The following is a 20751-nucleotide window of genomic DNA, read 5'->3' as shown; positions in this document are numbered from 1 at the left end:
ATGCTGATCCTCATCTTGGGCGCGTTGGCCTTATGGCTCTGGATTCCCGCGCACCCGGCCAGCAAAAGGGCCCCGGGCTCATCGCGCAGACGGTGGAACCGCGGGGCAGAGCGCCACCAGGCAGGAGAGCAGCTGCTGAGCACCGACGCACGCATCATCCGTGAATTATCGGCGCTGCTCCGAAGCGGACTGGGGTTCCATCCAGCTGTTGATGCGTTGCTTGAAGCTGAAGATGACACCGGGGACATCATCTGTGCGCTCAAGGATCTCCAAGCAACGCATCGGCTCAGCAACAGCGTACCCGGACCAGATGCAGCACAGGGGCAGGTGCCGGCGGTGCAACGGCTGCACTGGTGCCTGGAACTCTCCGAACGCAGCGGGGCCAGTCTTGCCGACGTCTTGGAACGGCTTGCCGAAGACCTCGAAAGCGCACTGGTAGCCCAACGGGCATTTGACGCGGCCATGGCAGGACCGAAAGCAACCACCAAATTGCTGACCTGGCTGCCGCTGGTGGGGTTTGGATTCGGCCTGCTTCTGGGCATTGACGTGCTGGGCACGATAGCGCAATCATGGGCGGCGCAACTCAGCGTGCTCATTGGGGCAATGCTCTGGATCGCCAATCGGATTTGGTGCCAGCTGCTCATGCAGGCAACCTCTAGCCAGGCATTGTCATGATCCTCTTGATTCTGCTCTTTGGCGCCCTCGCCATCGCATTGGCACTAGGGCCGTCCACTGCGCGAACAAGCGGCGAAGGCAAAGCAGCCCAATGGCTTTGGAACAGACGGCAAGACAACGACAAGCCAATCGAGCTGGTCCTGGACCTCAGCGCCAGTCTGCTGGATTCGGGAATGCCCATCACCGAGATCTTGGATCTGCTCGGAAACAGCATTGAACAGTGCGCGGTCCTGCGCAGCGTCGCGCGCTGCCTGGAAATGAACATGGCGTGGGACAAAGCCTGGGAAGCCGTGCCTGCCTGGCTCGCGCCGCTGAGGAAGGCCCTGCACTTTGCGCACAGGACGGGCGCTCCGGCAGCCAACCTGCTGCGCAATACTGCGATTCTGCAACGCCGTGAGCATACGCAGAAAGTTGCACGCCTCGGCGCGCAATTCGGTACCCGCCTTGTGCTTCCCCTGGGGGCCTGCGCATTGCCGGCCTTCATCGCCCTGGGCGTCGTTCCACTGATCATCGCGCTGTTCCCAAGTTTCCAGTAAATCCCGGTCGAAGGTTATGCCCAGCTCGCAAGAAACCGATCTCTGCGCCGTCTGCGCTCGCCGAAGGTAGTAGCACAAGGTCCCCGGCATCGGCGCCGGGGACAGGTATCCAGAAAGGAAAACACAATGAACCGACGGTTCCGTGAAATCAGGGATCTGCTCCAGGAAGAGCAGGGATCCACCACAGCCGAATTCGCTATGGTCACCCTGGCTGCCGTAGCCTTTGCGGGCCTGCTGATCAGCATCCTGTCCAGCGGCGACGTACGCGGCATGCTGATGGGCCTGATCACTAAAGCATTGTCGCTGTAGGCCATGAGATTCAGTGATGAATCTGGCAGCAGCACCGCAGAATTTGCGGTGCTGCTGCCAGCAGTTGCGATCATGCTGTCCTTGGCTCTGTGCTTTGGTGTCGTTGGGATCCAACAGATTCAAGTTCAGCAGGCGGCCGGGGCCATGGCCAGGGAATTGGCCCGCGGCGAGGATGATGCCACCGCTCGCGCCAGCGGGGTTCGGCTAGCAGGAAACCAAGCCCGATTCTCGCTGTCAACATCCAGCGGCTACTCGCAAGTGCACGTTAGCAAAACCGTGCGGCTTCCAATTGTCGGCAGCCTGCAGGTCCACGGACAAGCCAGCGTGGCAGTCGAATGAGCAAGCTGCAACGCCTCCGAAACGAACAGGGCAGCGGGACGGTCATGGCGACGGCGCTCGTCGTTGTTGCGCTGCTTATCGCTGGAGCGGTCCTGGCATGGGTTGCAGCAACACGAGCTGCGATGCAGGCAGCCAGCGCTGCAGATATGTCGGCGCTGGCTGCCGCAGATACGGCCCGTGGGCTGCGTCCCGGCGAACCCTGCACCGTAGCTGCGCAGCTTGCGCAATCCAACGGTGCGCAGTTGGCATCATGCACGGTGGAACCCGGTGGCGAGTCGGTGCGTGTAGCAACCTATGTTCCTGTCGGATTCCGTGCCATGGGCGTGGAACTGTATCAGGCCGAAGCCCGGGCGCGGGCCGGAGCGCCACCGCTGGATGCTCCGATGCCCTGAGCAGGCACATGGGTTCAGCGGTGGTGGGCTGGTTCCACGTCATCGAGCACGGCGGTCAACAGCAAGATGGCGCCAGCCTTGTCCAACGGATTATTGCGGTTTCCGCACTTGGGGGATTGCACGCAGCTGGGGCACCCGTGCTGGCATTCGCAAGCCTGGATGGCATCTCGGGTGGCCCTGACCCAATCGGTGAAGCGCTCGAAACCGCGCTCGGCAAACCCTGCACCACCGGGCTGGGCGTCGTAGACGAAAATTGTCGGATGCCCGGTATCCATATGCAGCGCGGTGGATACTCCGCCAATATCCCAACGGTCGCTCGTGGCAACAAGGGGCAGCAAGCCGATCATGGCATGCTCAGCTGCATGCAAGGCTCCGGGGAATTGGTCAACCGCCAAGCCAGCTCGCAATAGCCGCTGCTCGGTCAGCGTGAACCAAACGGACTTGGTGTTCAGATCCCTGGCTTCAAGTTCCAGGGGCTCTTCTGAGAGCACCTCGTTGGAAGCCACCGACTTGCGCTGGAAGGAAACGACCTGGGTGGTCACCGTCACTTCGCCGAAATGAATCGTCAGGTCCCGATGGTTGCGCTCGCGTTCCTCGGATTCGATGGCGACCGTGGTGAGATCGCGTGCTGTGGTGTAATAGTCGGGATTGACCCGGGTCACGATCACCACGTGGTTCTGCTCGTCAAGTTCTTCCACATGGTAGCTCGCACCCTGGTGGACATAGATGGCTCCTGGATGCGCCTGATAATGCGTTTGCGGGGAATCCATGGTGCCGAGCAAGGCGCCGGTTTCCGCATCGATGATGTCAACTGGTCCACCGCCATCGGCGCGGATGGAGAACATCGCCGACGCATGCTGCGGATGTGTCCAAAACCATCCGGCAGGGCGTCGGCGCAAGTATCCGCGTTGCACCAGCGAATCCAGAAGCTGCTCGGTCTGTGGACCGAAAAGTTCGAGCTCTTCAGGGCGCAGGGGAGATTCTTGCGCGGCCGCGCAGAGATGGCCGCTGAGCACATACTTGTTTTGCGGATCAAAGACCGTTGCTTCAACTCCCAAATCGAAGATGGCTTCGGGGTGATGCGCCAGGTAGGTATCCAACGGATCTTCGGCCGCGACAAAGATCGCGAGCGCATCCTGGCCGGAACGTCCGGCACGGCCGATTTGCTGGAAGAACGACGCGCGGGTACCCGGCCAGCCAGCCACCACAACGGCGTCCAGACCAGCAATGTCGATGCCCAATTCCAGCGCCGAGGTCGAGGTGACGCCCAGCAGCTCGCCGCTGCGCAATTGCTCCTCCACCGCTCGGCGCTCATTGGGCAGGTAGCCCGAGCGGTAGGCCGCAAGCCGGACGGATAGTTCTGGAGCAAATTTTTCCAGATGCTTGCGAGTGAGCGTTGCGATGGTTTCAGCGCCCCGGCGAGACTTGATGAAGACAATGGTTCGAACATGGTCGGCCATCAGGTCGGTGAGGATCGAGGCGCTTTCGGCAACGGCGGTGCGACGTACTGGCGCACCGTTTTCACCTCTGTGCTCGCTCATCGGAGGTTCCCACAAAGCCATCACCAGTTCGCCGCTGGCAGAGAAATCATTGGTTACCGCTTGCGCTGGTGCTCCGATGAGGCGACCGAAGGATTCTTCCGGGTCTGAGCTCGTAGCGGACGCACCGATGAACACCGGGTAATTGCCGTAATGGGCGCAAACGCGTCGCAATCGGCGCATCAGGTTGGCGACATGCGCGCCGAAGACTCCGCGGTAGGAATGCGCCTCATCAATGATGATGTAGCGAAGGCGCTTGAAGAACCGGGACCAAGCCGGATGGTTGGGCAGGATGCCGCGATGAAGCATATCGGGATTGGTGAAAACGAAGTTGGCATGCTGGCGTACCCAGGCACGCGTTGCCTGATCGGTATCCCCATCGTAGGGAGCGGCTCGGACACCGGGAACCTTCAAGGATTCCACTGCGGACAGCTGGTCGGCCGCCAGCGCTTTGGTGGGGCAGATATAGAGCACCGATGCTCCGGCATCGGCATCGTTGAACCCGCTGTCCTTGGCTCTAAGCAATTGTTCCAAGCTCGGCATCAGGTAGGCCATGGACTTGCCCGAAGCGGTACCGGTGGAAACGATGGTGTGATGGCCAGAGTGGATGAGATTAGCCGCCTGGGCTTGGTGCAGCCATGGCTGCTGGATGCCCAGGCCCTGGAAGATCTCGATGAGCTCGGCGCTGAGCCACTGGGGCCATGGGCTGGTGATCTCGTCCTTGGCAGCCCTGGTGCGGCGGTGCACCACCGCGTCTGGATCATTGGTCCGGTCGAAGGGATCTAAGAGAGAACGCACTGACTTCACGAGGACGCCTTCCGGACCGGGAACTGCTGGAGTTAAAGACTATCGCCGTGCTTGACGCGGATACGTCAAGCACGGCGATGAGAGCGACTGTGAAGGAGCTAGGCCTTGAACATGACAACCTTGCCCAGCGAAGTCCAGCCCAGTGAAGCATAAAGCTGCTGGCCATCGACGGAAGCGATCAGCAGGCCTTCATCAACATCGTGTTCCTGGGCCAGCGAAGCCAGCGCACGCATGATCAAGGTGCCGAGGCCCTGGCGGCGGAAATCGGCGCCGGTGATGATGCGGTCGAAGATCGCATATCCGTCGACTGCCGAGACGTGGCCGGAGGCGGCAACTACTTCCTGGTTGTCTTCAGGATGCAGCGACACATAGGCATGCGTGCCATCGCGTTCGATCTGGAAAATGAAGCCGTCTGCAGGCAGCGGGACCTCGACGTCGTGCACGGCTAGTTCAGTGACCATCAGCGCTTCGTCGTCGGCGGTGACCTGCAGGCCAACTTCGGTCGCCATTGCGACCAGATTTTCGGCGGAGTCGTCGAATGCCGTCAGGCGGCGGTTTGGGTGCTTCGCCAGAGTTTCGGCGACTGCTGCAAGTTCCTCTTTGGAAGGGCCATAGATGACGTATTCCCAGTCTTCTGTGGTGTCGTGGCGCAGCGCAGCGTGGACTCGTCCTTCGTTACGAGTTTCATAACCACGAGCCCCAGCCCAGCCTGCTACCCAGGTGCCAATCAGTTCATCGCTTGCGTTTGATGCCATAATTTGACCCTACCTTGTCTTTCCTAGGAATTAGCTGACATTGAACTAATCGTTGCCTACTTGAAACTATCGCACTGTCCGAGAGCCCGATATTCCCGGGGAAGATCAATGTGACATTGCTCTTTTCCTCGGCGTTTCGCGGCCCGAAGCTACTAACATTGTAGGGTGGCCATTCATCGCATAGTTCTGTATTACGCTTTTACTCCGCTCCCAGATCCAGAGGCAATCCGCCTTTGGCAGCGCTCTCTGCTGGAGCGCTGGGGCCTGCGCGGACGCATCATCATCTCCAAAGACGGCATCAACGGCACCGTGGGTGGCGAGATCTCCGCAGTCAAGGCCTACGTCAAGGCCACCCGGGAACTTCCCGCATTCAAGAAGATGGATATCAAGTGGTCTGAAGGCTCGGCTGAGGACTTCCCGCGTATCTCCGTCAAGGTTCGCGACGAGATCGTCACCTTCGGCGCCCCTGGGGAACTCGAAGTCGACGAGAACGGCGTGGTAGGTGGCGGCACCCACCTGCGCCCCGAAGAACTGCACGAACTGGTGGACAGCAGGAAGAAGGCCGGCGAGAAGGTGCACTTCTTCGATGGCCGCAACGCCTTCGAAGCGCAGATCGGCAAATTCAAGGACGCGATCGTTCCTGACGTGGAGACCACCCGTGATTTCGTTGCAGAACTGGATTCGGGCAAGTACGACCACCTGAAGGACCAGCCGGTGGTCACCTACTGCACCGGCGGCATCCGCTGCGAGGTGCTCTCTGCTTTGATGGTCAAGCGCGGCTTCCAAGAGGTGTACCAGATGCAGGGCGGCATTGTCCGCTATGGCGAGAAGTACGGCGATGCAGGACTCTGGGAAGGTTCGCTGTACGTTTTTGACAAGCGCATGCACACAGAATTCACCGAAGACGCGGTGACTATCGGTGAATGCGTTGGCTGCCAGGGCCCGACGAACAAGTTCGAGAACTGCTCGAACCCAGCCTGCCGCAATCTGCGCCTGTTCTGCGACGACTGCGCGAAGGATGAAGAGCTGCGGCGCTGCCCAGAGTGCAGCACCGTGGACGCCTGATCACCGCATGGACCAACTGCGGCCCGGACTGTCGAAGTCCGGGCCGCAGTCCTATATTGCCGTCGCCGGCCACAAGCCGGTCGAGGCGTCCTTGACCTCGGTCTGTTCCACCTCGGTCCGGTAAATCTTCAGCCCGCGTGCTTGGTAATTCGGCAGCGCCGCCGGCCCGTCCAATGAACACGTATGCAACCACACCCGGCTGACCGCAGGCAGCTGCGTCCAGCGCGAGCCCAGGGCCCAAGCCTGCCGCAGTGCTTCGCTGAGCAGCACTCCGCCGAGGCCGCGACCGGTAGCTTCAGGAAAGAGCCCGAAGTAGAAGATCTCGACTTCGCTGCCGGCTTCCACGACTTCCGTGACGAGCTCTACATATCCCTTGGGAGCACCCTGCTGGTAGAGCACCCACGTTTCAGAGCCGGGACGTCGGAGCACTTCGTCCCACTGCTCGCGTGTGGAACCCAGGCGGTCAGCCCAGTTCAGCTCGCTGCCGACGCTTTGGTAAAGGAACCGCGAAAATTCCGGGGTGATCTCGTCGGCCAGTTCAATCCGGGCGTCCTCGGGCAAGGATTTGGACGAAGAGATGATCTCCGCAGGATTGAGCTGTTGCAGATAGGTCACGGTTACTTGGGTCATGCCCACATCATAGGTCGGGCCAAGTTGACTAGCCTAGCTCCCGCCGGTTGCGTTACTCGGTAGACTTGGCGTTGTGAATGCTGCTGAATTTTCTTCCATTGATGACGCTCCGCAGAGCCATAGTCAACTGCTCATCGATTCGCTGGCCAAAGACCTGACTGCTGTCGGGTACAACTATGAAAATGTCGAGGGGCTGCTGGGCGAGGAAGCCGCCGCAGCATTTGCTCGCGACCAGCTGCACCCTGCATTGCGCAATCTGGATCGGCGCGGGGAGGATGCCCCTCTGGCTTGCGTAGTCCGCCTCTTCCAATTGGGCCAGACCCAGGAAGAAGCTGCCATCAATGCCGCCTTCCCGACGCTCAAGACTGACGGCCTGCTCAAGCTGGGGCTCGTCGAGTCCTGGGCCAGCGGTTACCGTGCCAAGATCGCCTTGGCACTGCATTCATCGGATGCCGATGGCGAATTGTGGGTGGCCCACGACTTGGGCGCACACCAGCGCCCCGGCGTGCTGCGCACCGACCATGTGCTTGGCATTGGCCAGGCTTCGCTGACCCTGGCGCAGATCACGATCCGCGAAAAGGTCGAGCGCGCGCTGGACTTGGGCACCGGCTGCGGCATCCAGCTCTTCCACCTGCTCTCGCATGCGGAACACGTCACCGCCACGGACCTGTCGGCCCGAGCCCTGGGATTCACCCGGTTCAACCTGATGCTCAACCACCAGGCCTTGGCACTGGATCCAGAGAACCTCGATTCTCGGGTCACCTTGCTCCAGGGAAGCCTGTTCGAGCCGGTGGCAGGATCCACGTTCAATTTGATCGCCAGCAACCCGCCGTTCGTCATCACCCCGCGAAGCAGCACAGAGCGGGCCAAGGACCGTTTCACCTACCGTGATGGGGGAATGGCTGGCGACACCTTGGTGAGCACCCTGATCGAGCAGGCCCCTGAATTCTTGGAGCCGGGTGGTTCCATGCAAATGCTTTCAAACTGGGAGATTCCTCTTCTAGACGATGAATCGAACCAAGCATGGGATGCCCGGGTGCGCCAGTGGTTCGGCGACAAGCTGGACGTATGGGTGATTGAGCGCGAACAGACGACCCCAAGCGGCTACGCGGAAACCTGGTTGCGCGACTCTTCGCAGACCGAAGACAGCAGCTCGTATGTCTCCGCCTACAACGCGTACCTCGATGACTTCGAGTCCCGCGGCGTGGGGGCCATCGGCTTCGGCTTGGTGTACCTCCGCCGCCCGGTTGCAAGCCGCCCAGTCCTGCAACGCTACGAGCAGATCTCGCATCAGGTGGAACAGCCGCTGGCCCCGACATTGCAACGCGATATCGCGATGGCTGACCAGCTGGCAGCGGCCGGCGAAGGATACAAGGATTGGCTCCTGCTGGTGCCTGAGGATGTCACCGAGGAGCGCCACCAGCGTCCGGGGGCAGAGCACCCGGGCGTGATCCTGCTGCGCCAGGGTGCTGGCCTGCGCCGAACTGAATTGCTTGATACTGCGCAGGCAGGATTTGTTTCCGCCTGCGATGGTGAATTATCTGTATCGCAACTAGTCAATGCGCTGGAATCGCTGATAGGCGAGGGGCAGGAAGACTTCTCGGACGTGCTTTATGAAGCAGTGAAGCGGCTCTTGCGACATGGCCTGCTTCAGAAAATGTGAAACAAGCGCTAAAGTTTTTCCCTATGACACGGAACACAATTGAGGAACAAGGTGGAGCCGCCACGCAAGATGCGGCAAAAATTCCACAAGTTGTCTCGATCACTGACCCCCAAGCGATTCGAGCGTTGGCGCATGACGCTCGACTGATCGTCTTGGATGAGCTCTTTGCTTCGCAGACCACCCGCACCGCTACGGAACTTGCATCGCTGTGCGCGTTGACCCCCAGCGCAATGAGCTATCACCTTCGAGCTCTGGAGAAGTACGGATACGTTATTCGTGCCGCCAGCGAGGGTGATGCACGCGAGCGCCGCTGGCGTGCGGCCGGTGAACGGCTTGAACTGAACACGCAGATCGACTCGGCCAACGCCAAGACCGCGTACTTGAATGTGCAGTTGAACGCATTCCGCACGCGGCTTAATGCCGAAGTCCAACGCCGCGAGGCAGAAGCGAAGGCCGGAATCGCTCCGGAGCCTGACCGCCCGCCGATGCTGACCAGCGGTTTGGTCTTCCTCTCAGAGGCCAAGCAGCGCGAGTTCAACCGCCGGATGCTGGATCTCGTGTACGAATACGAGGCACAGGCAACAGCTGAGGAACGCAGTATTGATTCGCGGCGTATGTTCTACTTAATCTCATTGCTTCCCGAATACCAGAGCATGGGGGAGGCGACATCATAAGCATGCCCGGCTCAGGGAGCGCAGATCCTTCGGTGTAAGATCATCGAGAAATGTGCTTATAGAGTAGGCATGAAGAACGAAGCTGCGATGGCGGATCGAGCAAGGCCCGGGAATGGGTGCCGAAGGTCCGTGTTGTCTAAAGGAGTGCTGTGCCCCCCAAGGCCAAGGAAAAGACTGGTAAGAAACTCGTAATCGTGGAGTCTCCTGCCAAGGTGAAGTCGATCGCCAAGTATTTGGGCGAAGGCTTTGACGTGGATGCCTCTGTGGGCCATATCCGCGACCTTCCGCAGCCCTCGGAACTGCCAACCGAGCTGAAGAAAACCTCCGTAGGCAAGTTCGCTGTCGATCTGGACAACGACTTCGAACCGTACTACATGGTCTACCCGGACAAGAAGAAGCGCGTTTCCGAACTGAAGGCGAAGCTCAAGGAAGCTGACGAACTTTACCTCGCAACCGATGCGGACCGCGAGGGCGAAGCCATCGCGTGGCACCTGCTGCAGGTCCTGAAGCCAAAGGTTCCGGTACGCCGCCTGGCCTTTACCGAAATCACCAAGGAAGGCATCGCCCGCGCCCTGGAGAACATGCGCGAACTGGATACCGACCTCGTCGACGCCCAGGAAACCCGCCGTGTCCTGGACCGCCTCTACGGTTACGAAATTTCACCGGTGCTTTGGCGCAAGGTGGCCCGCGGCCTGTCAGCAGGCCGTGTGCAGTCCGTGGCAACCCGTCTGGTCGTTGAGCGCGAACGCGAACGCATGGCCTTCATCCCCGCCGGATACTGGGACGTGAAGGGCAACTTCGCTACCAGTGACGGCGAAGCTTTTGCGGCAAAGCTGTCGGCAGTGGACGGCGCCCGTGTCGCCTCCGGCCGCGACTTCGATGACCGCGGCCAGTTGAAGGCCACCCGCAACAAGCTGGCTCACCTTGACCAGGAATCGGCCCAGTCGCTGGTGGCGAACCTGTCGAAGACCGACTTCGAGGTGACCTCTGTCGAGGACAAGCCGTACACCCGTCGTCCGGCAGCGCCGTTCACCACCTCCACGCTGCAGCAGGAAGCATCCCGCAAGCTGCGCTGGAGTTCAAAGATCACCATGCAGATCGCCCAGCGCCTGTATGAAAACGGCTACATCACCTATATGCGTACCGACTCGGTCTTCCTCTCGGGCGAGGCAGTGACTGCCGCGCGCAAGCAGGCCACCGAACTGTACGGAGCCGATTCCGTTCCAGCCAAACCACGCGTCTACAAGGCGAAGAATGATGCGGCCCAGGAAGCCCACGAAGCGATCCGACCGGCAGGTGACATGTTCCGCCGCCCGAAGGACGTTCGCTCCTCGCTGTCCAAGGACGAATACACGCTCTACGAGCTGATCTGGAAGCGCACCGTCGCCTCGCAGATGGCCGATGCCAAGGGCTTCACCGCCACCATCAAGCTGCAGGGCACCGCCAGCGATCAGCGGGTGGCAGAGTTCTCGGCATCCGGCACCGTCATCACCTTCCGCGGTTTCCTTTCCGCCTATGAGGAGGGCAAGGACGAGCAGGCTGTAGAAGCCGCGGCAGAGAATGCCGAAGCGCGCCTGCCGCAGCTGGCCGTGGGCCAGCAGCTGGCTGGCGACGAGCTGACCGCACTAGGCCACGAAACCACCCCGCCAGCCCGCTACACCGAAGCTTCCATCGTGGCTGAGCTTGAAAAGCGCGAGATCGGCCGCCCGTCGACCTACGCGCCAACCATCTCGACCATCATGGACCGCGGCTACGTCACCAAGCGCGGCGGCGCCCTGGTGCCGAGCTGGATCGCGTTCTCGGTGATCCGCCTGCTCGAAGAGCACTTCGCGAAGTACGTGGACTACGATTTCACCGCCCGGCTGGAAGACGATCTCGATGAGATCGCCAACGGCCAGCGTGCCCGCACCGACTGGCTGAACCTGTTCTACTTCGGCAAGGGCGCGGATGCCGAGACCGAGGGCCTGAAGCATGTGGTCGACAACCTGGGCGATATCGACGCCCGGGCGATCAACTCGATCAAGGTCACCGACGACATCACCTTGCGTGTGGGCAAGTTCGGCCCGTATCTGGAACGTGCCATCCCGGAAGGTGCCGAGGAAGGGACCGAGCCGCAGCGCGCCAACGTGCCTGAGGACCTGGCCCCGGATGAGCTGACTGCCGAAAAAGCCGAGGAGCTCTTCGCCAATTCGCAGGTCTCGGAAAAGGACCTGGGCAATGATCCGGAAACCGGTCGCAAGATCGTGGCCAAGGATGGCCGCTACGGCGCCTACGTCACCGAGATCATTCCGGAACCGACCGCGGAGGAATTGGCGGCGCTGCCGGTCGAGTACTACAAGAATGGCAAGCCCAAGCCGCCGAAGAAGCCAACCAAGGTCAAGCCGCGCACCGCGTCGCTGTTCAAGTCCATGACCGTGGAATCGGTGACCTTGGAAGAGGCACTGAAGCTGATGAGCCTGCCACGTGTGCTGGGGGCTGATGCCGAAGGCGAAGAGATCACGGTGCAGAACGGCCGCTTCGGCCCGTACCTGAAGAAGGGCAGCGATTCGCGCTCCATCGAGAGCGAAGAGCAGATCTTCACGATCACGCTGGACGAGGCGCTGGCGATCTACGCGCAGCCGAAGCAACGCGGCCGGCGTGCCGCGGTGCCGCCATTGGCCGAGTTCGGCGTCGACCCGACCAGCGAGAAGAACATCGTGGTCAAGGACGGCCGCTTCGGCCCGTACATCACCGACGGCGTCACGAACATCACCGTGCCGCGCGGCACCTCGCTGGAGGAGCTGACCCGCGAGCAGGCTATCGAACTGCTTGCGGACAAGCGTGCCCGCGGACCAGTGAAGCGCACGGCAAAGAAGGCGCCGGCCAAGAAGCCGGCAGCCAAGAAGGCCCCGGCGAAGAAGGCAACGGCCAAGAAGACCACCGCAAAAAAGACTGACTAGTCTTTCTTGCCAGGCCTAACGAGGAGCGCACCATGAGACTCGGTGTATTGGATATCGGTTCAAATACCGTTCACCTCTTGCTCGTCGACGCATATCCGGGCGCACGCCCGGTTCCCTATGCCTCGCACAAGCGACCCCTGTCCCTGGTGCGCTACCTCAATGAGTATGGCGCCATCACCGAGGAAGGCCAGCTCGAGCTGATCTCCTTCATCAAGGAAGCTGCGCAGTTTGCAGAAAACCACCAGGTCGAGGACTTCATGGCTTTCTGCACTTCCGCGATCCGCGAATCCTCCAACGGCGCTGCCGTGCTGGAACGCGTCGAAGCCGAGACGGGCGTGAGCCTGATGGAACTGACCGGCGAGGAAGAAGCCGGCATGACCTTCTACTCGGTACGCCGCTGGTTCGGCTGGTCATCTGAATCCATCTTGAACCTGGACATGGGCGGCGGCTCGCTGGAACTGGCCCTGGGCGTTGACGAGTTCCCCCAAACCGCATTCTCCGTGCCCCTGGGCGCCGGCAGGCTGACCCGCGAATGGCTTCCCAACGATCTGCCGTCGATGAAGGAAGTCAAGGAACTGCGTACATACGTACGCGATGTCCTCGCCGACCCGACCACTGAACTGCGCCAGTACGGCAAGCCCACCTTGGCCACCGCGACTTCCAAGACTTTCCGTTCCCTGGCGCGCATCACCGGCGCCGCGCCGAGCACGGAGGGTCCTTACGTCAAGCGTGTGCTCCATCGGGATGCACTGAAATTATGGACCAACCGCTTGACGGCGATGAGCTGGGCAGAACGTGCAGAATTGCCCGGCGTTTCAGAGATCCGCGCCCCGCAATTGCTCGCTGGCGCGATCGTAGCCCACGAGGCGATGAGTGCCCTGAAGCTGAAATCTGTGCGAATTTGCCCTTGGGCTATCCGTGAAGGCTTGATGCTGAGACGATTTGATCACGTGATGTTTGACTCTGCGACACCGCTCAGTAGTAGCGTGGGAGTTGGGGAAGTAGCGCTGGACAACGAGAAGTACAAGTTTCTCGCCAAACCCAGCAGCTAACCTTCTTGGCTAAACGGTGCCTGCAAAGTGGGCACGGTAACAGGAGGCAAGGCATGGAAGACCAGAAGAGCACTATGAAGGTGCCAGTCACCCTCTCCAGCGCGTCAGTTTATCCGCTGACCGTCCATGATGCCTTCGCTATGGCCAAAGACGTGGGATACGACGGGCTGGAAGTGCTGATTACCGGCAATGCGGCCAGCCAATCTGCCACCGCGCTCAAAGCCTTGATGGACAAGTACCAGCTGCCGATCCTGGCCATTCATGCTCCGACACTGCTGCTCACCCAGCAGGTGTGGGGCTCTGCCTGGGCAAAGATTGAACGCTCGGTCATCCTGGCTCAAGCCGTCGGCGCCAGCGTGGTTGTCGCCCACCCGCCATTCAGGTGGCAAGGTTCCTACGCCGAGGAATTCGCCGAAGGCGTGCAGCGGCTGACCGACACCACTGGGATGAAAATCGCCGTGGAGAACATGTATCCGTGGCGTGCCCGGGGCCGAGAAGCTAAGATGTATCTTCCGCACTGGAACCCCGTCCCGCAGCACTACCAGAATGTGACCTGGGATTTCTCCCATGCCGCCATCGCCAATATGGATTCACGCCAAGCAGTCGAGGATCTGGGCCAGCGACTGGCGCACGTGCACCTGTGCGATGGCCTGGACAACGGCAAGGACGAGCACCTGGTGCCAGGCCTGGGAACCCAGCCGGTGGCCGAAACTCTGCAATACCTGCGCGATGCCAACTGGGACGGAACCATAGCCGTCGAGGTGTCCACCCGCAAGGCGCGCAATGCGGGACAAAAGGAAGAATGGCTGGGAAAGACCCTAGAATTTGCCCGCCAGCACTTAACAGTCGGCAGTGACCCCAAGCCAATGACACAATAGCCATATGAGTGAAGCAACAAAGAATCTGTCCCTGTCCTTCCTCGGTGCTGGCTCCATGAACGGCGCCATCCTGCGTGGCATCATCGGATCAGGCCATGATCCGAAGCTCATCACCGCCACCGTCCGCAGCGGCAAGCGCGCTGCAGAACTGCGTGAGCTTGGCATCAACGTCCTGGTCAGCGAGGACGACCCAGAATCCAACCGCAAGGCCGCGGCCAGTGCCGACATCATTTTCCTGGGAGTGAAGCCGGTCGGCATCACCGACCTGTGCGAAGAGATTTCCGGATCCCTGGACGCGCAGAAGGTCGTTGTTTCCGTGGCCGCCGCAATCACCCTGAACAGCATGCAGGCACATCTGCCGCAGGGCCAGCCGGTGATTCGCTCCATGCCGAACACCCCGTTGATGGTCGGTGCAGGCGTTGTGGGCATCAGCCCGGCTGAAAGCGTCAGCGAAGAGCAAACCCAGCTGGTCACCGACCTGCTCTCCGGCTCCGGCGATGTGCACGTCATCGGCGAGGATCAGCAAAACGCGCTCTCCGCAATTTCCGGTTCCGGCCCTGCCTATGCCTTCTACCTCGCTGAAGCCATGGCCAACGCCGGTGTGGCCATGGGCTTGGACGAGAAGCTGTCCATCGCGCTGGCCCGTGCCACCGTGGCTGGCGCAGGCAAGATGCTCTCGGACCCTGATGCGGATCCGGCGGCCCTTCGCAAGGCAGTGACCAGTCCAAAAGGCACCACCGAGCAGGCCATCGCCACCTTCGATGAGCACGGCATTCCAAAGATCATTGCTGCCGGAACCCAAGCGGCAGCGGCTCGTGCGGCCCAATTGAGCGACGAGCTCGGCTAGACCCCAACACGTGAAACGGCGGTGGCCGGCAACCAACTGGATGCCGGCCACCGCCGTTTTCGAATCCTTTGGCCCTAGGGGCGGGCCGCGAACCGCTCCAGCAGATCCACGTGTCCCGAGACGATCAGGACATCTCGACGCGTCACCATGGTATCGGGGATTGCGTAAGTGAAATCCTCACCAGGGGACTTCACCCCGACAATGGTCACCCCGTACTTGGAGCGGACCTGGGACTGGGCCAAGGTGAAGCCCTGGGTCTCCTTGGGCGGGTACATTTTCACGATGGCGAAGCCGTCATCGAATTCGATGAAGTCGAGCATGCGACCGCCGACCAGGTGCGCGGCACGCACCCCGGCATCGGCTTCCGGATAGATGACATGGTTGGCGCCGATGCGCGTAAGAATCTTTCCATGGGACGGAGTGATGGCCTTGACCCACAGGTGCTCGATGCCCAGATCCACCAGGTTGACGGTGATCAGCACCGAGGATTCGATGGAAGTGCCGACGCCCACGACAGCAGAGGAGAATTCCTGGGCGCCGAGCTGGCGCAGCGCATCGATGTTGGTTGCGTCGGCCGCGACAACGTGGGTCAGGGTGCTGGCCCACTGCTGGACGAGCTCCGGGCTGCGCTCGATGGCCAGCACTTCGCGGCCCTGCTTGACCAGCGTCTCGGCAACAGAGGCACCGAAGCGGCCCAAACCGATCACCAGCACCGGGGCATTGTGGTCCATGTTCTTGTCAGCCAATGAGAGGCCTTTCTTCTGGAAGTCTGAACAACGTGTTGCGGTGGCGCATGGTCAATGCGCTGGCGAGTGTAATGCTGCCGATGCGTCCGGCAAACATCAACGCGCTGAGCACATATTTGCCAGCCGGAGGCAGTTCTTGCGATACGCCGGTGCTCAGCCCCACGGTAGCAAAGGCCGAAATCGACTCGAACAGGGCACGCGAGAAGCCCACTGATTCATCAATGGTCACCAGTGCCCCGGTAGCGACCATCACCAGCGAAGCGCCCATGGCGACCACTGAGATGGCCACGCGCATGGTGCCCTGAGGAATCTGCCGGCCGAAGGCCTTCGCGTCCGTATCGCCGCGGACCTCTGCCAGAATGGCCAAGAACATCACGGCAATGGTGGTGACCTTGATGCCGCCAGCGGTGGAAGCTGAACCGCCACCGGCAAACATCAATGCGTCGGTCAGCAGGACGGTCACCTGGTGGATGTCGTTCTGGTCCACCAGATTGAATCCACCGGAACGGGTCATCGTCGAGGCGAAGAATCCATGAATGATCTTGTCGCTCAAGGACAGACCCCCAATGGTCTTGGGATTGGCCCATTCGAATACCAGCCACAGGAAGGATCCGGCAAAGAGCAGGATCGTGGTGGTGAGCATGGTCAGCTTAGTATGCAGGTTCCACTTCTTGATGTTGAACTTGTGCGCCAGGAGCACCATGATGACCGGGAACCCCAAGGAACCGGTGAAAACGCCGGCCATCAAGGGTCCCAGGATCCACAGGTCGGTTTCATAGGGAACCAAACCATCGGAGTGCGGGGTGAAGCCTGCATTGTTGAAAGCCGAGACTGCATAGAAAATTCCGTGCCAGATGGAGGACAGCACGCTTTCGCCCAGAATGTAGAAGCGCGGGATCAAGAACAGCGCGATCACCGCCTGCAGGCTGATCGCCGTGAGGATCACGATGCGCAGCAGCGAGCTGACCTCGCCCAGCGCAGAGGCTCCAGAACTGTTCATGGAGTTCTGGGCCATCAGCTTGGCTCGCACGCCCAGCTTGCGCGATACCGCCAGGGACATGATGGAGGCCAAGGTCAAAATGCCCAACCCGCCCATGAACGTCGCGACCAGCATGATCAGCTGGCCGGCAAATGACCAATGCACCGCGGTGGAGACGGTGGTGAGGCCGGTGACGCACACCGCCGACACCGCCGTGAACAATGCGTCATGCAGCGCGGTGGCTTCTCCGGTGGCCGAGGAAAACGGTGCGGCCAGCAGGGAAGTGAACAGCGTGATGGCCAAGAGGAAAGCGCCAAGAGTCAAGCGCGCGGGGGAGCGCACGGTGAAGTCGGCGACTGCGATGCGAACCGCCAGCCATTTCTTGCGTCGCCGTTCACGCATTTCAGCTGCCCGGGCACTGGGGCCCGGTGCACTGGCTCTGCTCATTTATTTCTCGCCGTTTCCTCGGGAACAGTACTTTGCCATGCGGAATTGAAGTCCTCCTAGTAATTTACGCGTTTCCACCGCTAAACGCTTGCGTTGCCCGCCTGAAGACCCGACAAGCCTCGCAATCTGCCATAAATTCATGAGTTGGATCACTATCGGGTAGCCTGAATTCGTGTTAGATCCGCAGCATGCCCCACGGTCCACCATGGTGATGTGGGATGAACAGTATCTGAAGTACAAATTCAGCGACTGGCATCCGATGCACCCTTCGCGGCTAGAGCTGACCTATCGGCTCAGCGACGAGCTGGATGTTTTCGATGCGCAGAACGTCTCGATCCAGGCGCCAGAAGTTGCCGAGGACGCGGTTATCGGCACGGTTCACGACCAGACCTATATCGACCAGGTACGACGGGTCAGCAACGATCCGGCACTGGTTGCCGAAGAATTCGGCTTGGGCACTGAAGACGACCCGGTATTCGCCGGGATGCATGAAGCAGCCGGGCGCATCGTGGGAGGTTCGGTGATGGCGGCCCAAGCCATCATGGATGAAGATGTTGTCCGTGCAGTGAATTTCGCCGGCGGCATGCACCATGCAGCGAAGAGCAAAGCCAGCGGTTTTTGCATCTACAACGACGCTGCCGCCGCGATCCAGCGCCTGCTGGAACAGGGCGCGAAGCGCGTAGTCTACATAGATGTCGACGCGCATCATGGGGATGGCACCGAATCGATCTTCTGGGATGACGAACGTGTGCTGACAATTTCCATCCACGAATCGGGATTGTCGCTTTTCCCGGGAACCGGATTCGCCAATGAAATCGGCGGCAAGGATGCCCAGGGCAGCGCAGTCAATGTCGCTCTTCCGGCCATGACCGGGGACTCCGGGTGGATGCGTGCTTTCCATGCGATCGTTCCCCAACTGGTGCGCGCCTTCAAGCCGGAAATCATTGTCTCCCAGCATGGATGCGATGCGCACCGTGATGACGACATGACCAATTTGAAGCTGTCGGTCGATGCCCAACGCCAGGCCGCCTTGGATATTTCCCAGCTGGCGGACGAACTGTGCGAAGGCCGTTGGCTGGCTACCGGAGGCGGGGGTTATAACGTCACTGCCGTCGTGCCGCGTACCTGGACCCATCTGACCGCGATTGTCGCCGGCAAGCCGGTGCCGTTGCGCACCTATGTCCCCGAGACTTTCCGCCGCTATGTCCTGGAAAAGTACGGGCGTGCCATGCCTTATCTCATGGGCGACGATGCCCAGTTGTGGTGGCGCAATTGGGAAGTTGGCTATGATCCGGCCGATCCGGTGGACCGGACCATCATTGCTACCCGCAAAGAAGTTTTCCCGCTCTTTGGCCTTGATCCCTGGTTTGACTAGCCTCGGGTCGTTGCGACCACTGGGCGCAGCAACAGGACTTCACAGCTTTTTCGAGAAGGAAATTGATTGCCATTCATTCATATGCCGTTAGGGTTATGAGTGTGGCAATTGATGAAGTATTTTCGGCGTTGGCTGAGCCGACCCGACGCAGGATCATAGAAGCGCTCAAGTCCGAGCCGAAAGCCGTGGGCACCTTGGTCACGGAACTGGAGATTTCCCAGCCGACCGTTTCCAAGCACCTGAAGGTATTGCGCGAAGCTGAGCTCGTGAGCATGGCCGCTGCCGGGCAGCGGCGCATCTACAGCATCGACACCGCTGCGCTCGAAGACCTCGTGCATTGGTGCACCGAATTGGTTCCTGCACCAGCGGTGGACCAGGAACCGGCAACGGCCGAAACCGGAACCGAGGGGCAGCTGGCTGTGGCATCGAATCCGACCGCCCAGCAGATCGGCCGCCGCGTGGGCCAAGGCTTGGAACAAGTTACGGGACGTGCGCAGGAATTCTTCGAGAAACTTCCTCGGTTCGGACGCCGACGCTAGGCGTTGTCCAGTCTTCGACGCTGCAACCGGGCAAAATGGTCAATCTTTTAAGTTACGCGCGCAATCCTGTTTTATAACAAGAAAATTTTGTTCAGAATGCCCAGCATGGCATTCTCGTGTGCGGGGCAGTGACGCCGGCTATGAGGCCCCTCGTGCGCCTGTGCCTGCCCCAAGTGATGAGGAGAAGAACTTGGACAAGCACTTAGCGACGATTCGCGACGAAGTCTTCCGCCGCAATCCCGGCGAAGCAGAATTCCATCAGGCCGTCACAGAAGTATTCGAGAGCCTTGAAGCCGTATCGGTCAAGCACCCTGAATACGCTGAAGCCGCAATCCTGCAGCGTTTGTGCGAACCTGAACGCCAGATCATCTTCCGCGTGCCATGGGTTGACGACGAAGGACGCGTGCAGATCAACCGCGGCTTCCGCGTTGAATTCAACTCGGCACTAGGCCCATACAAGGGCGGTCTGCGCTTCCACCCATCGGTCTACCTTGGCATCGTCAAGTTCCTGGGCTTCGAGCAGATCTTCAAGAACTCCCTGACCGGCATGCCAATCGGCGGCGGCAAGGGCGGCTCGGACTTCGACCCCCGCGGCAAGTCCGATGGCGAAGTCATGCGCTTCTGCCAGTCCTTCATGACCGAGCTCTACCGCCACATTGGCGAATACACCGACGTGCCAGCAGGCGACATCGGCGTGGGTGGCCGCGAAATCGGCTACCTCTTCGGCCAGTACAAGCGCATCACCAACCGCTACGAGTCCGGCGTGCTGACCGGCAAGGGCTTGAGCTGGGGCGGTTCCCTGGTTCGCCCGGAAGCCACCGGCTACGGCGCAGTGATCTTCACCGAAGAAATGCTCAAGACCCGCGGCCAGACCTTCGACGGCCAGCGTGTGGTCGTTTCCGGTTCGGGCAACGTGGCAATCCACGCCATCGAGAAGGCGCAGGCACTGGGAGCCAAGGTCGTCACCGCCTCCGACTCGGCCGGCTTCATCGTCGACGAAGGCGGCATCGACCTGGATCTGCTGCGCCAGATCAAGGAAGTCGAGCGCGGGCGCATCTCCGAGTACGCCGAACGCCGTGGCAGCAAGAAGGTCAAGTACGTCGCAGGCGGCAGCGTCTGGGACGTCGAAGGCACCGTGGCCCTGCCATGCGCAACCCAGAACGAGTTGGGTGCTGAGGCTGCGAAGAAGATGGTCGCCGCTGGCACCATTGCCGTCGCCGAAGGCGCCAACATGCCTACCACCGCTGAGGCAACGTCGATCTTCCAGGATGCCGGAGTGCTCTTCGGCCCAGGCAAGGCCGCCAACGCTGGCGGTGTCGCCACCTCGGCCCTGGAGATGCAGCAGAACGCCAGCCGCGATGCATGGACCTTCGAGCACACCGAGCGCCGCCTGACCGAGATCATGGTCGGCATCCACGACAGCTGTGCTGCCACTGCAGACGAGTACGGCATGCCAGGCAACTACGTCGCCGGTGCCAACATCGCTGGCTTCGTGAAGGTTGCTGACGCCATGCTAGCGCAAGGCGTCATCTAGTAATTCAGTTTGTTGCAATCCGCGTGGATTCA

General features: G+C 60.7%; 20 protein-coding genes. 15 read left to right on the top strand and 5 right to left on the bottom strand.

Annotated elements, in window-relative coordinates; genetic code table 11:
- From ACR9WD_RS12230 to ACR9WD_RS12210, 5 genes are all read left to right on the top strand, one after another.
- A complete protein-coding gene (locus ACR9WD_RS12230) occupies positions 1-675 on the top strand; it encodes a type II secretion system F family protein (protein ID WP_073705835.1) in 675 nt (224 codons plus the stop codon).
- 5 nt (positions 676-680) lie between these two features.
- Positions 681-1211 (top strand): type II secretion system F family protein, encoded by a 531-nt coding sequence (locus tag ACR9WD_RS12225; RefSeq protein WP_162989330.1) that lies wholly within the window; start codon positions 681-683, stop codon positions 1209-1211.
- A gap of 126 nt (positions 1212-1337) precedes the next feature.
- Positions 1338-1520, top strand: a complete 183-nt coding sequence (locus tag ACR9WD_RS12220) for a DUF4244 domain-containing protein (RefSeq protein ID WP_038991688.1) — start codon at positions 1338-1340, stop codon at positions 1518-1520.
- 3 nt (positions 1521-1523) lie between these two features.
- A complete protein-coding gene (locus ACR9WD_RS12215; protein WP_052253803.1) occupies positions 1524-1859 on the top strand; it encodes a TadE family type IV pilus minor pilin in 336 nt (111 codons plus the stop codon).
- A complete protein-coding gene (locus ACR9WD_RS12210; protein ID WP_038991687.1) occupies positions 1856-2251 on the top strand; it encodes an Rv3654c family TadE-like protein in 396 nt (131 codons plus the stop codon). The genes ACR9WD_RS12215 and ACR9WD_RS12210 overlap by 4 nt, the downstream gene beginning before the upstream one ends.
- 14 nt (positions 2252-2265) lie before the next feature.
- Here ACR9WD_RS12210 and ACR9WD_RS12205 read toward each other — a convergent pair whose 3' ends face one another.
- Positions 2266-4596, bottom strand: a complete 2331-nt coding sequence (locus tag ACR9WD_RS12205) for a DEAD/DEAH box helicase (protein WP_285673720.1) — start codon at positions 4594-4596, stop codon at positions 2266-2268.
- A gap of 98 nt (positions 4597-4694) precedes the next feature.
- Positions 4695-5351 carry a GNAT family N-acetyltransferase gene (locus ACR9WD_RS12200; protein WP_038991682.1) on the bottom strand — a complete coding sequence of 219 codons (657 nt, stop codon included), beginning with the start codon at positions 5349-5351 and terminating at the stop codon, positions 4695-4697.
- 165 nt (positions 5352-5516) lie between these two features.
- Between ACR9WD_RS12200 and ACR9WD_RS12195 the strand changes: the two genes are divergently transcribed.
- The gene (locus tag ACR9WD_RS12195) at positions 5517-6416 is read left to right on the top strand and encodes a rhodanese-related sulfurtransferase (protein WP_038991681.1); all 900 of its coding nucleotides are present in this window, start codon (positions 5517-5519) and stop codon (positions 6414-6416) included.
- A gap of 51 nt (positions 6417-6467) precedes the next feature.
- On the opposite strand, the gene ACR9WD_RS12190 is transcribed toward ACR9WD_RS12195, so the two are convergent.
- On the bottom strand, positions 6468-7046 hold the full coding sequence (locus tag ACR9WD_RS12190) for a GNAT family N-acetyltransferase (protein WP_038991680.1): 579 nt from the start codon (positions 7044-7046) through the stop codon (positions 6468-6470).
- A 73-nt stretch (positions 7047-7119) separates the two neighbouring features.
- Here ACR9WD_RS12190 and ACR9WD_RS12185 point away from each other — a divergent pair, with 73 nt between their 5' ends.
- The 6 genes from ACR9WD_RS12185 to proC all read left to right on the top strand — a co-directional run bounded on the left by ACR9WD_RS12185 (position 7120) and on the right by proC (position 15099).
- Positions 7120-8709: a DUF7059 domain-containing protein gene (locus tag ACR9WD_RS12185; RefSeq protein WP_190263847.1), complete on the top strand. Its 1590-nt coding sequence runs from the start codon at positions 7120-7122 to the stop codon at positions 8707-8709.
- Positions 8706-9383 carry an ArsR/SmtB family transcription factor gene (locus ACR9WD_RS12180; protein ID WP_434922138.1) on the top strand — a complete coding sequence of 226 codons (678 nt, stop codon included), beginning with the start codon at positions 8706-8708 and terminating at the stop codon, positions 9381-9383. Before ACR9WD_RS12185 ends, ACR9WD_RS12180 begins: the two co-directional genes overlap by 4 nt.
- Before the next feature lie 149 nt (positions 9384-9532).
- A complete protein-coding gene (topA, locus tag ACR9WD_RS12175) occupies positions 9533-12322 on the top strand; it encodes a type I DNA topoisomerase (RefSeq protein ID WP_038991676.1) in 2790 nt (929 codons plus the stop codon).
- A 32-nt stretch (positions 12323-12354) separates the two neighbouring features.
- Entirely contained in the window at positions 12355-13374 is a 1020-nt protein-coding gene (locus ACR9WD_RS12170) for a Ppx/GppA phosphatase family protein (RefSeq protein ID WP_038991675.1), read from the top strand.
- A 53-nt stretch (positions 13375-13427) separates the two neighbouring features.
- Positions 13428-14252: a sugar phosphate isomerase/epimerase family protein gene (locus ACR9WD_RS12165; RefSeq protein WP_038991673.1), complete on the top strand. Its 825-nt coding sequence runs from the start codon at positions 13428-13430 to the stop codon at positions 14250-14252.
- Between the two features lie 4 nt (positions 14253-14256).
- Positions 14257-15099 carry a pyrroline-5-carboxylate reductase gene (proC, locus tag ACR9WD_RS12160; RefSeq protein WP_149597173.1) on the top strand — a complete coding sequence of 281 codons (843 nt, stop codon included), beginning with the start codon at positions 14257-14259 and terminating at the stop codon, positions 15097-15099.
- A gap of 74 nt (positions 15100-15173) precedes the next feature.
- Here the strand turns inward: proC and ACR9WD_RS12155 are convergent, their stop codons facing one another.
- Both ACR9WD_RS12155 and ACR9WD_RS12150 read right to left on the bottom strand, forming a co-directional pair.
- Positions 15174-15830, bottom strand: coding sequence for a potassium channel family protein (locus ACR9WD_RS12155; RefSeq protein ID WP_038992348.1), 657 nt, complete (start codon positions 15828-15830; stop codon positions 15174-15176).
- 7 nt (positions 15831-15837) lie between these two features.
- Positions 15838-17271, bottom strand: coding sequence for a TrkH family potassium uptake protein (locus ACR9WD_RS12150; RefSeq protein ID WP_434922137.1), 1434 nt, complete (start codon positions 17269-17271; stop codon positions 15838-15840).
- 205 nt (positions 17272-17476) lie between these two features.
- Here ACR9WD_RS12150 and ACR9WD_RS12145 point away from each other — a divergent pair, with 205 nt between their 5' ends.
- The 3 genes from ACR9WD_RS12145 to gdhA all read left to right on the top strand — a co-directional run bounded on the left by ACR9WD_RS12145 (position 17477) and on the right by gdhA (position 20719).
- Complete coding sequence (locus ACR9WD_RS12145; RefSeq protein WP_190265208.1) at positions 17477-18646, top strand: acetoin utilization protein AcuC; 1170 nt, start codon at positions 17477-17479, stop codon at positions 18644-18646.
- Between the two features lie 95 nt (positions 18647-18741).
- Positions 18742-19185, top strand: a complete 444-nt coding sequence (locus ACR9WD_RS12140; protein ID WP_083515560.1) for an ArsR/SmtB family transcription factor — start codon at positions 18742-18744, stop codon at positions 19183-19185.
- A 190-nt stretch (positions 19186-19375) separates the two neighbouring features.
- Entirely contained in the window at positions 19376-20719 is a 1344-nt protein-coding gene (gene gdhA, locus ACR9WD_RS12135; RefSeq protein WP_038992317.1) for an NADP-specific glutamate dehydrogenase, read from the top strand.
- Positions 20720-20751 lie beyond the last annotated feature (32 nt).

This window comes from Glutamicibacter sp. PAEs-4, assembly GCF_051161755.1.
GTDB lineage: Bacteria > Actinomycetota > Actinomycetes > Actinomycetales > Micrococcaceae > Glutamicibacter > Glutamicibacter nicotianae.
Note: the sequence above shows the minus strand (reverse complement) of the source record. Positions and strands in the feature narration are given on the sequence as shown.

What these genes read in the sequence shown, in the direction of transcription:
- ACR9WD_RS12215 (WP_052253803.1), top strand. Translation starts at nt 1,524, where the DNA reads ATGAGATTCAGTGATGAATCTGGCAGCAGCACCGCAGAATTTGCGGTG.
- ACR9WD_RS12140 (WP_083515560.1), top strand. Translation starts at nt 18,742, where the DNA reads ATGAGTGTGGCAATTGATGAAGTATTTTCGGCGTTGGCTGAGCCGACC.
- proC (WP_149597173.1), top strand. Translation starts at nt 14,257, where the DNA reads ATGAGTGAAGCAACAAAGAATCTGTCCCTGTCCTTCCTCGGTGCTGGC.
- ACR9WD_RS12190 (WP_038991680.1), bottom strand. Translation starts at nt 7,046, where the DNA reads ATGACCCAAGTAACCGTGACCTATCTGCAACAGCTCAATCCTGCGGAG.
- ACR9WD_RS12155 (WP_038992348.1), bottom strand. Translation starts at nt 15,830, where the DNA reads ATGGACCACAATGCCCCGGTGCTGGTGATCGGTTTGGGCCGCTTCGGT.
- ACR9WD_RS12145 (WP_190265208.1), top strand. Translation starts at nt 17,477, where the DNA reads ATGGTGATGTGGGATGAACAGTATCTGAAGTACAAATTCAGCGACTGG.
- ACR9WD_RS12170 (WP_038991675.1), top strand. Translation starts at nt 12,355, where the DNA reads ATGAGACTCGGTGTATTGGATATCGGTTCAAATACCGTTCACCTCTTG.
- ACR9WD_RS12200 (WP_038991682.1), bottom strand. Translation starts at nt 5,351, where the DNA reads ATGGCATCAAACGCAAGCGATGAACTGATTGGCACCTGGGTAGCAGGC.
- ACR9WD_RS12230 (WP_073705835.1), top strand. Translation starts at nt 1, where the DNA reads ATGCTGATCCTCATCTTGGGCGCGTTGGCCTTATGGCTCTGGATTCCC.
- ACR9WD_RS12220 (WP_038991688.1), top strand. Translation starts at nt 1,338, where the DNA reads ATGAACCGACGGTTCCGTGAAATCAGGGATCTGCTCCAGGAAGAGCAG.
- ACR9WD_RS12165 (WP_038991673.1), top strand. Translation starts at nt 13,428, where the DNA reads ATGGAAGACCAGAAGAGCACTATGAAGGTGCCAGTCACCCTCTCCAGC.
- ACR9WD_RS12150 (WP_434922137.1), bottom strand. Translation starts at nt 17,271, where the DNA reads ATGAGCAGAGCCAGTGCACCGGGCCCCAGTGCCCGGGCAGCTGAAATG.
- ACR9WD_RS12210 (WP_038991687.1), top strand. Translation starts at nt 1,856, where the DNA reads ATGAGCAAGCTGCAACGCCTCCGAAACGAACAGGGCAGCGGGACGGTC.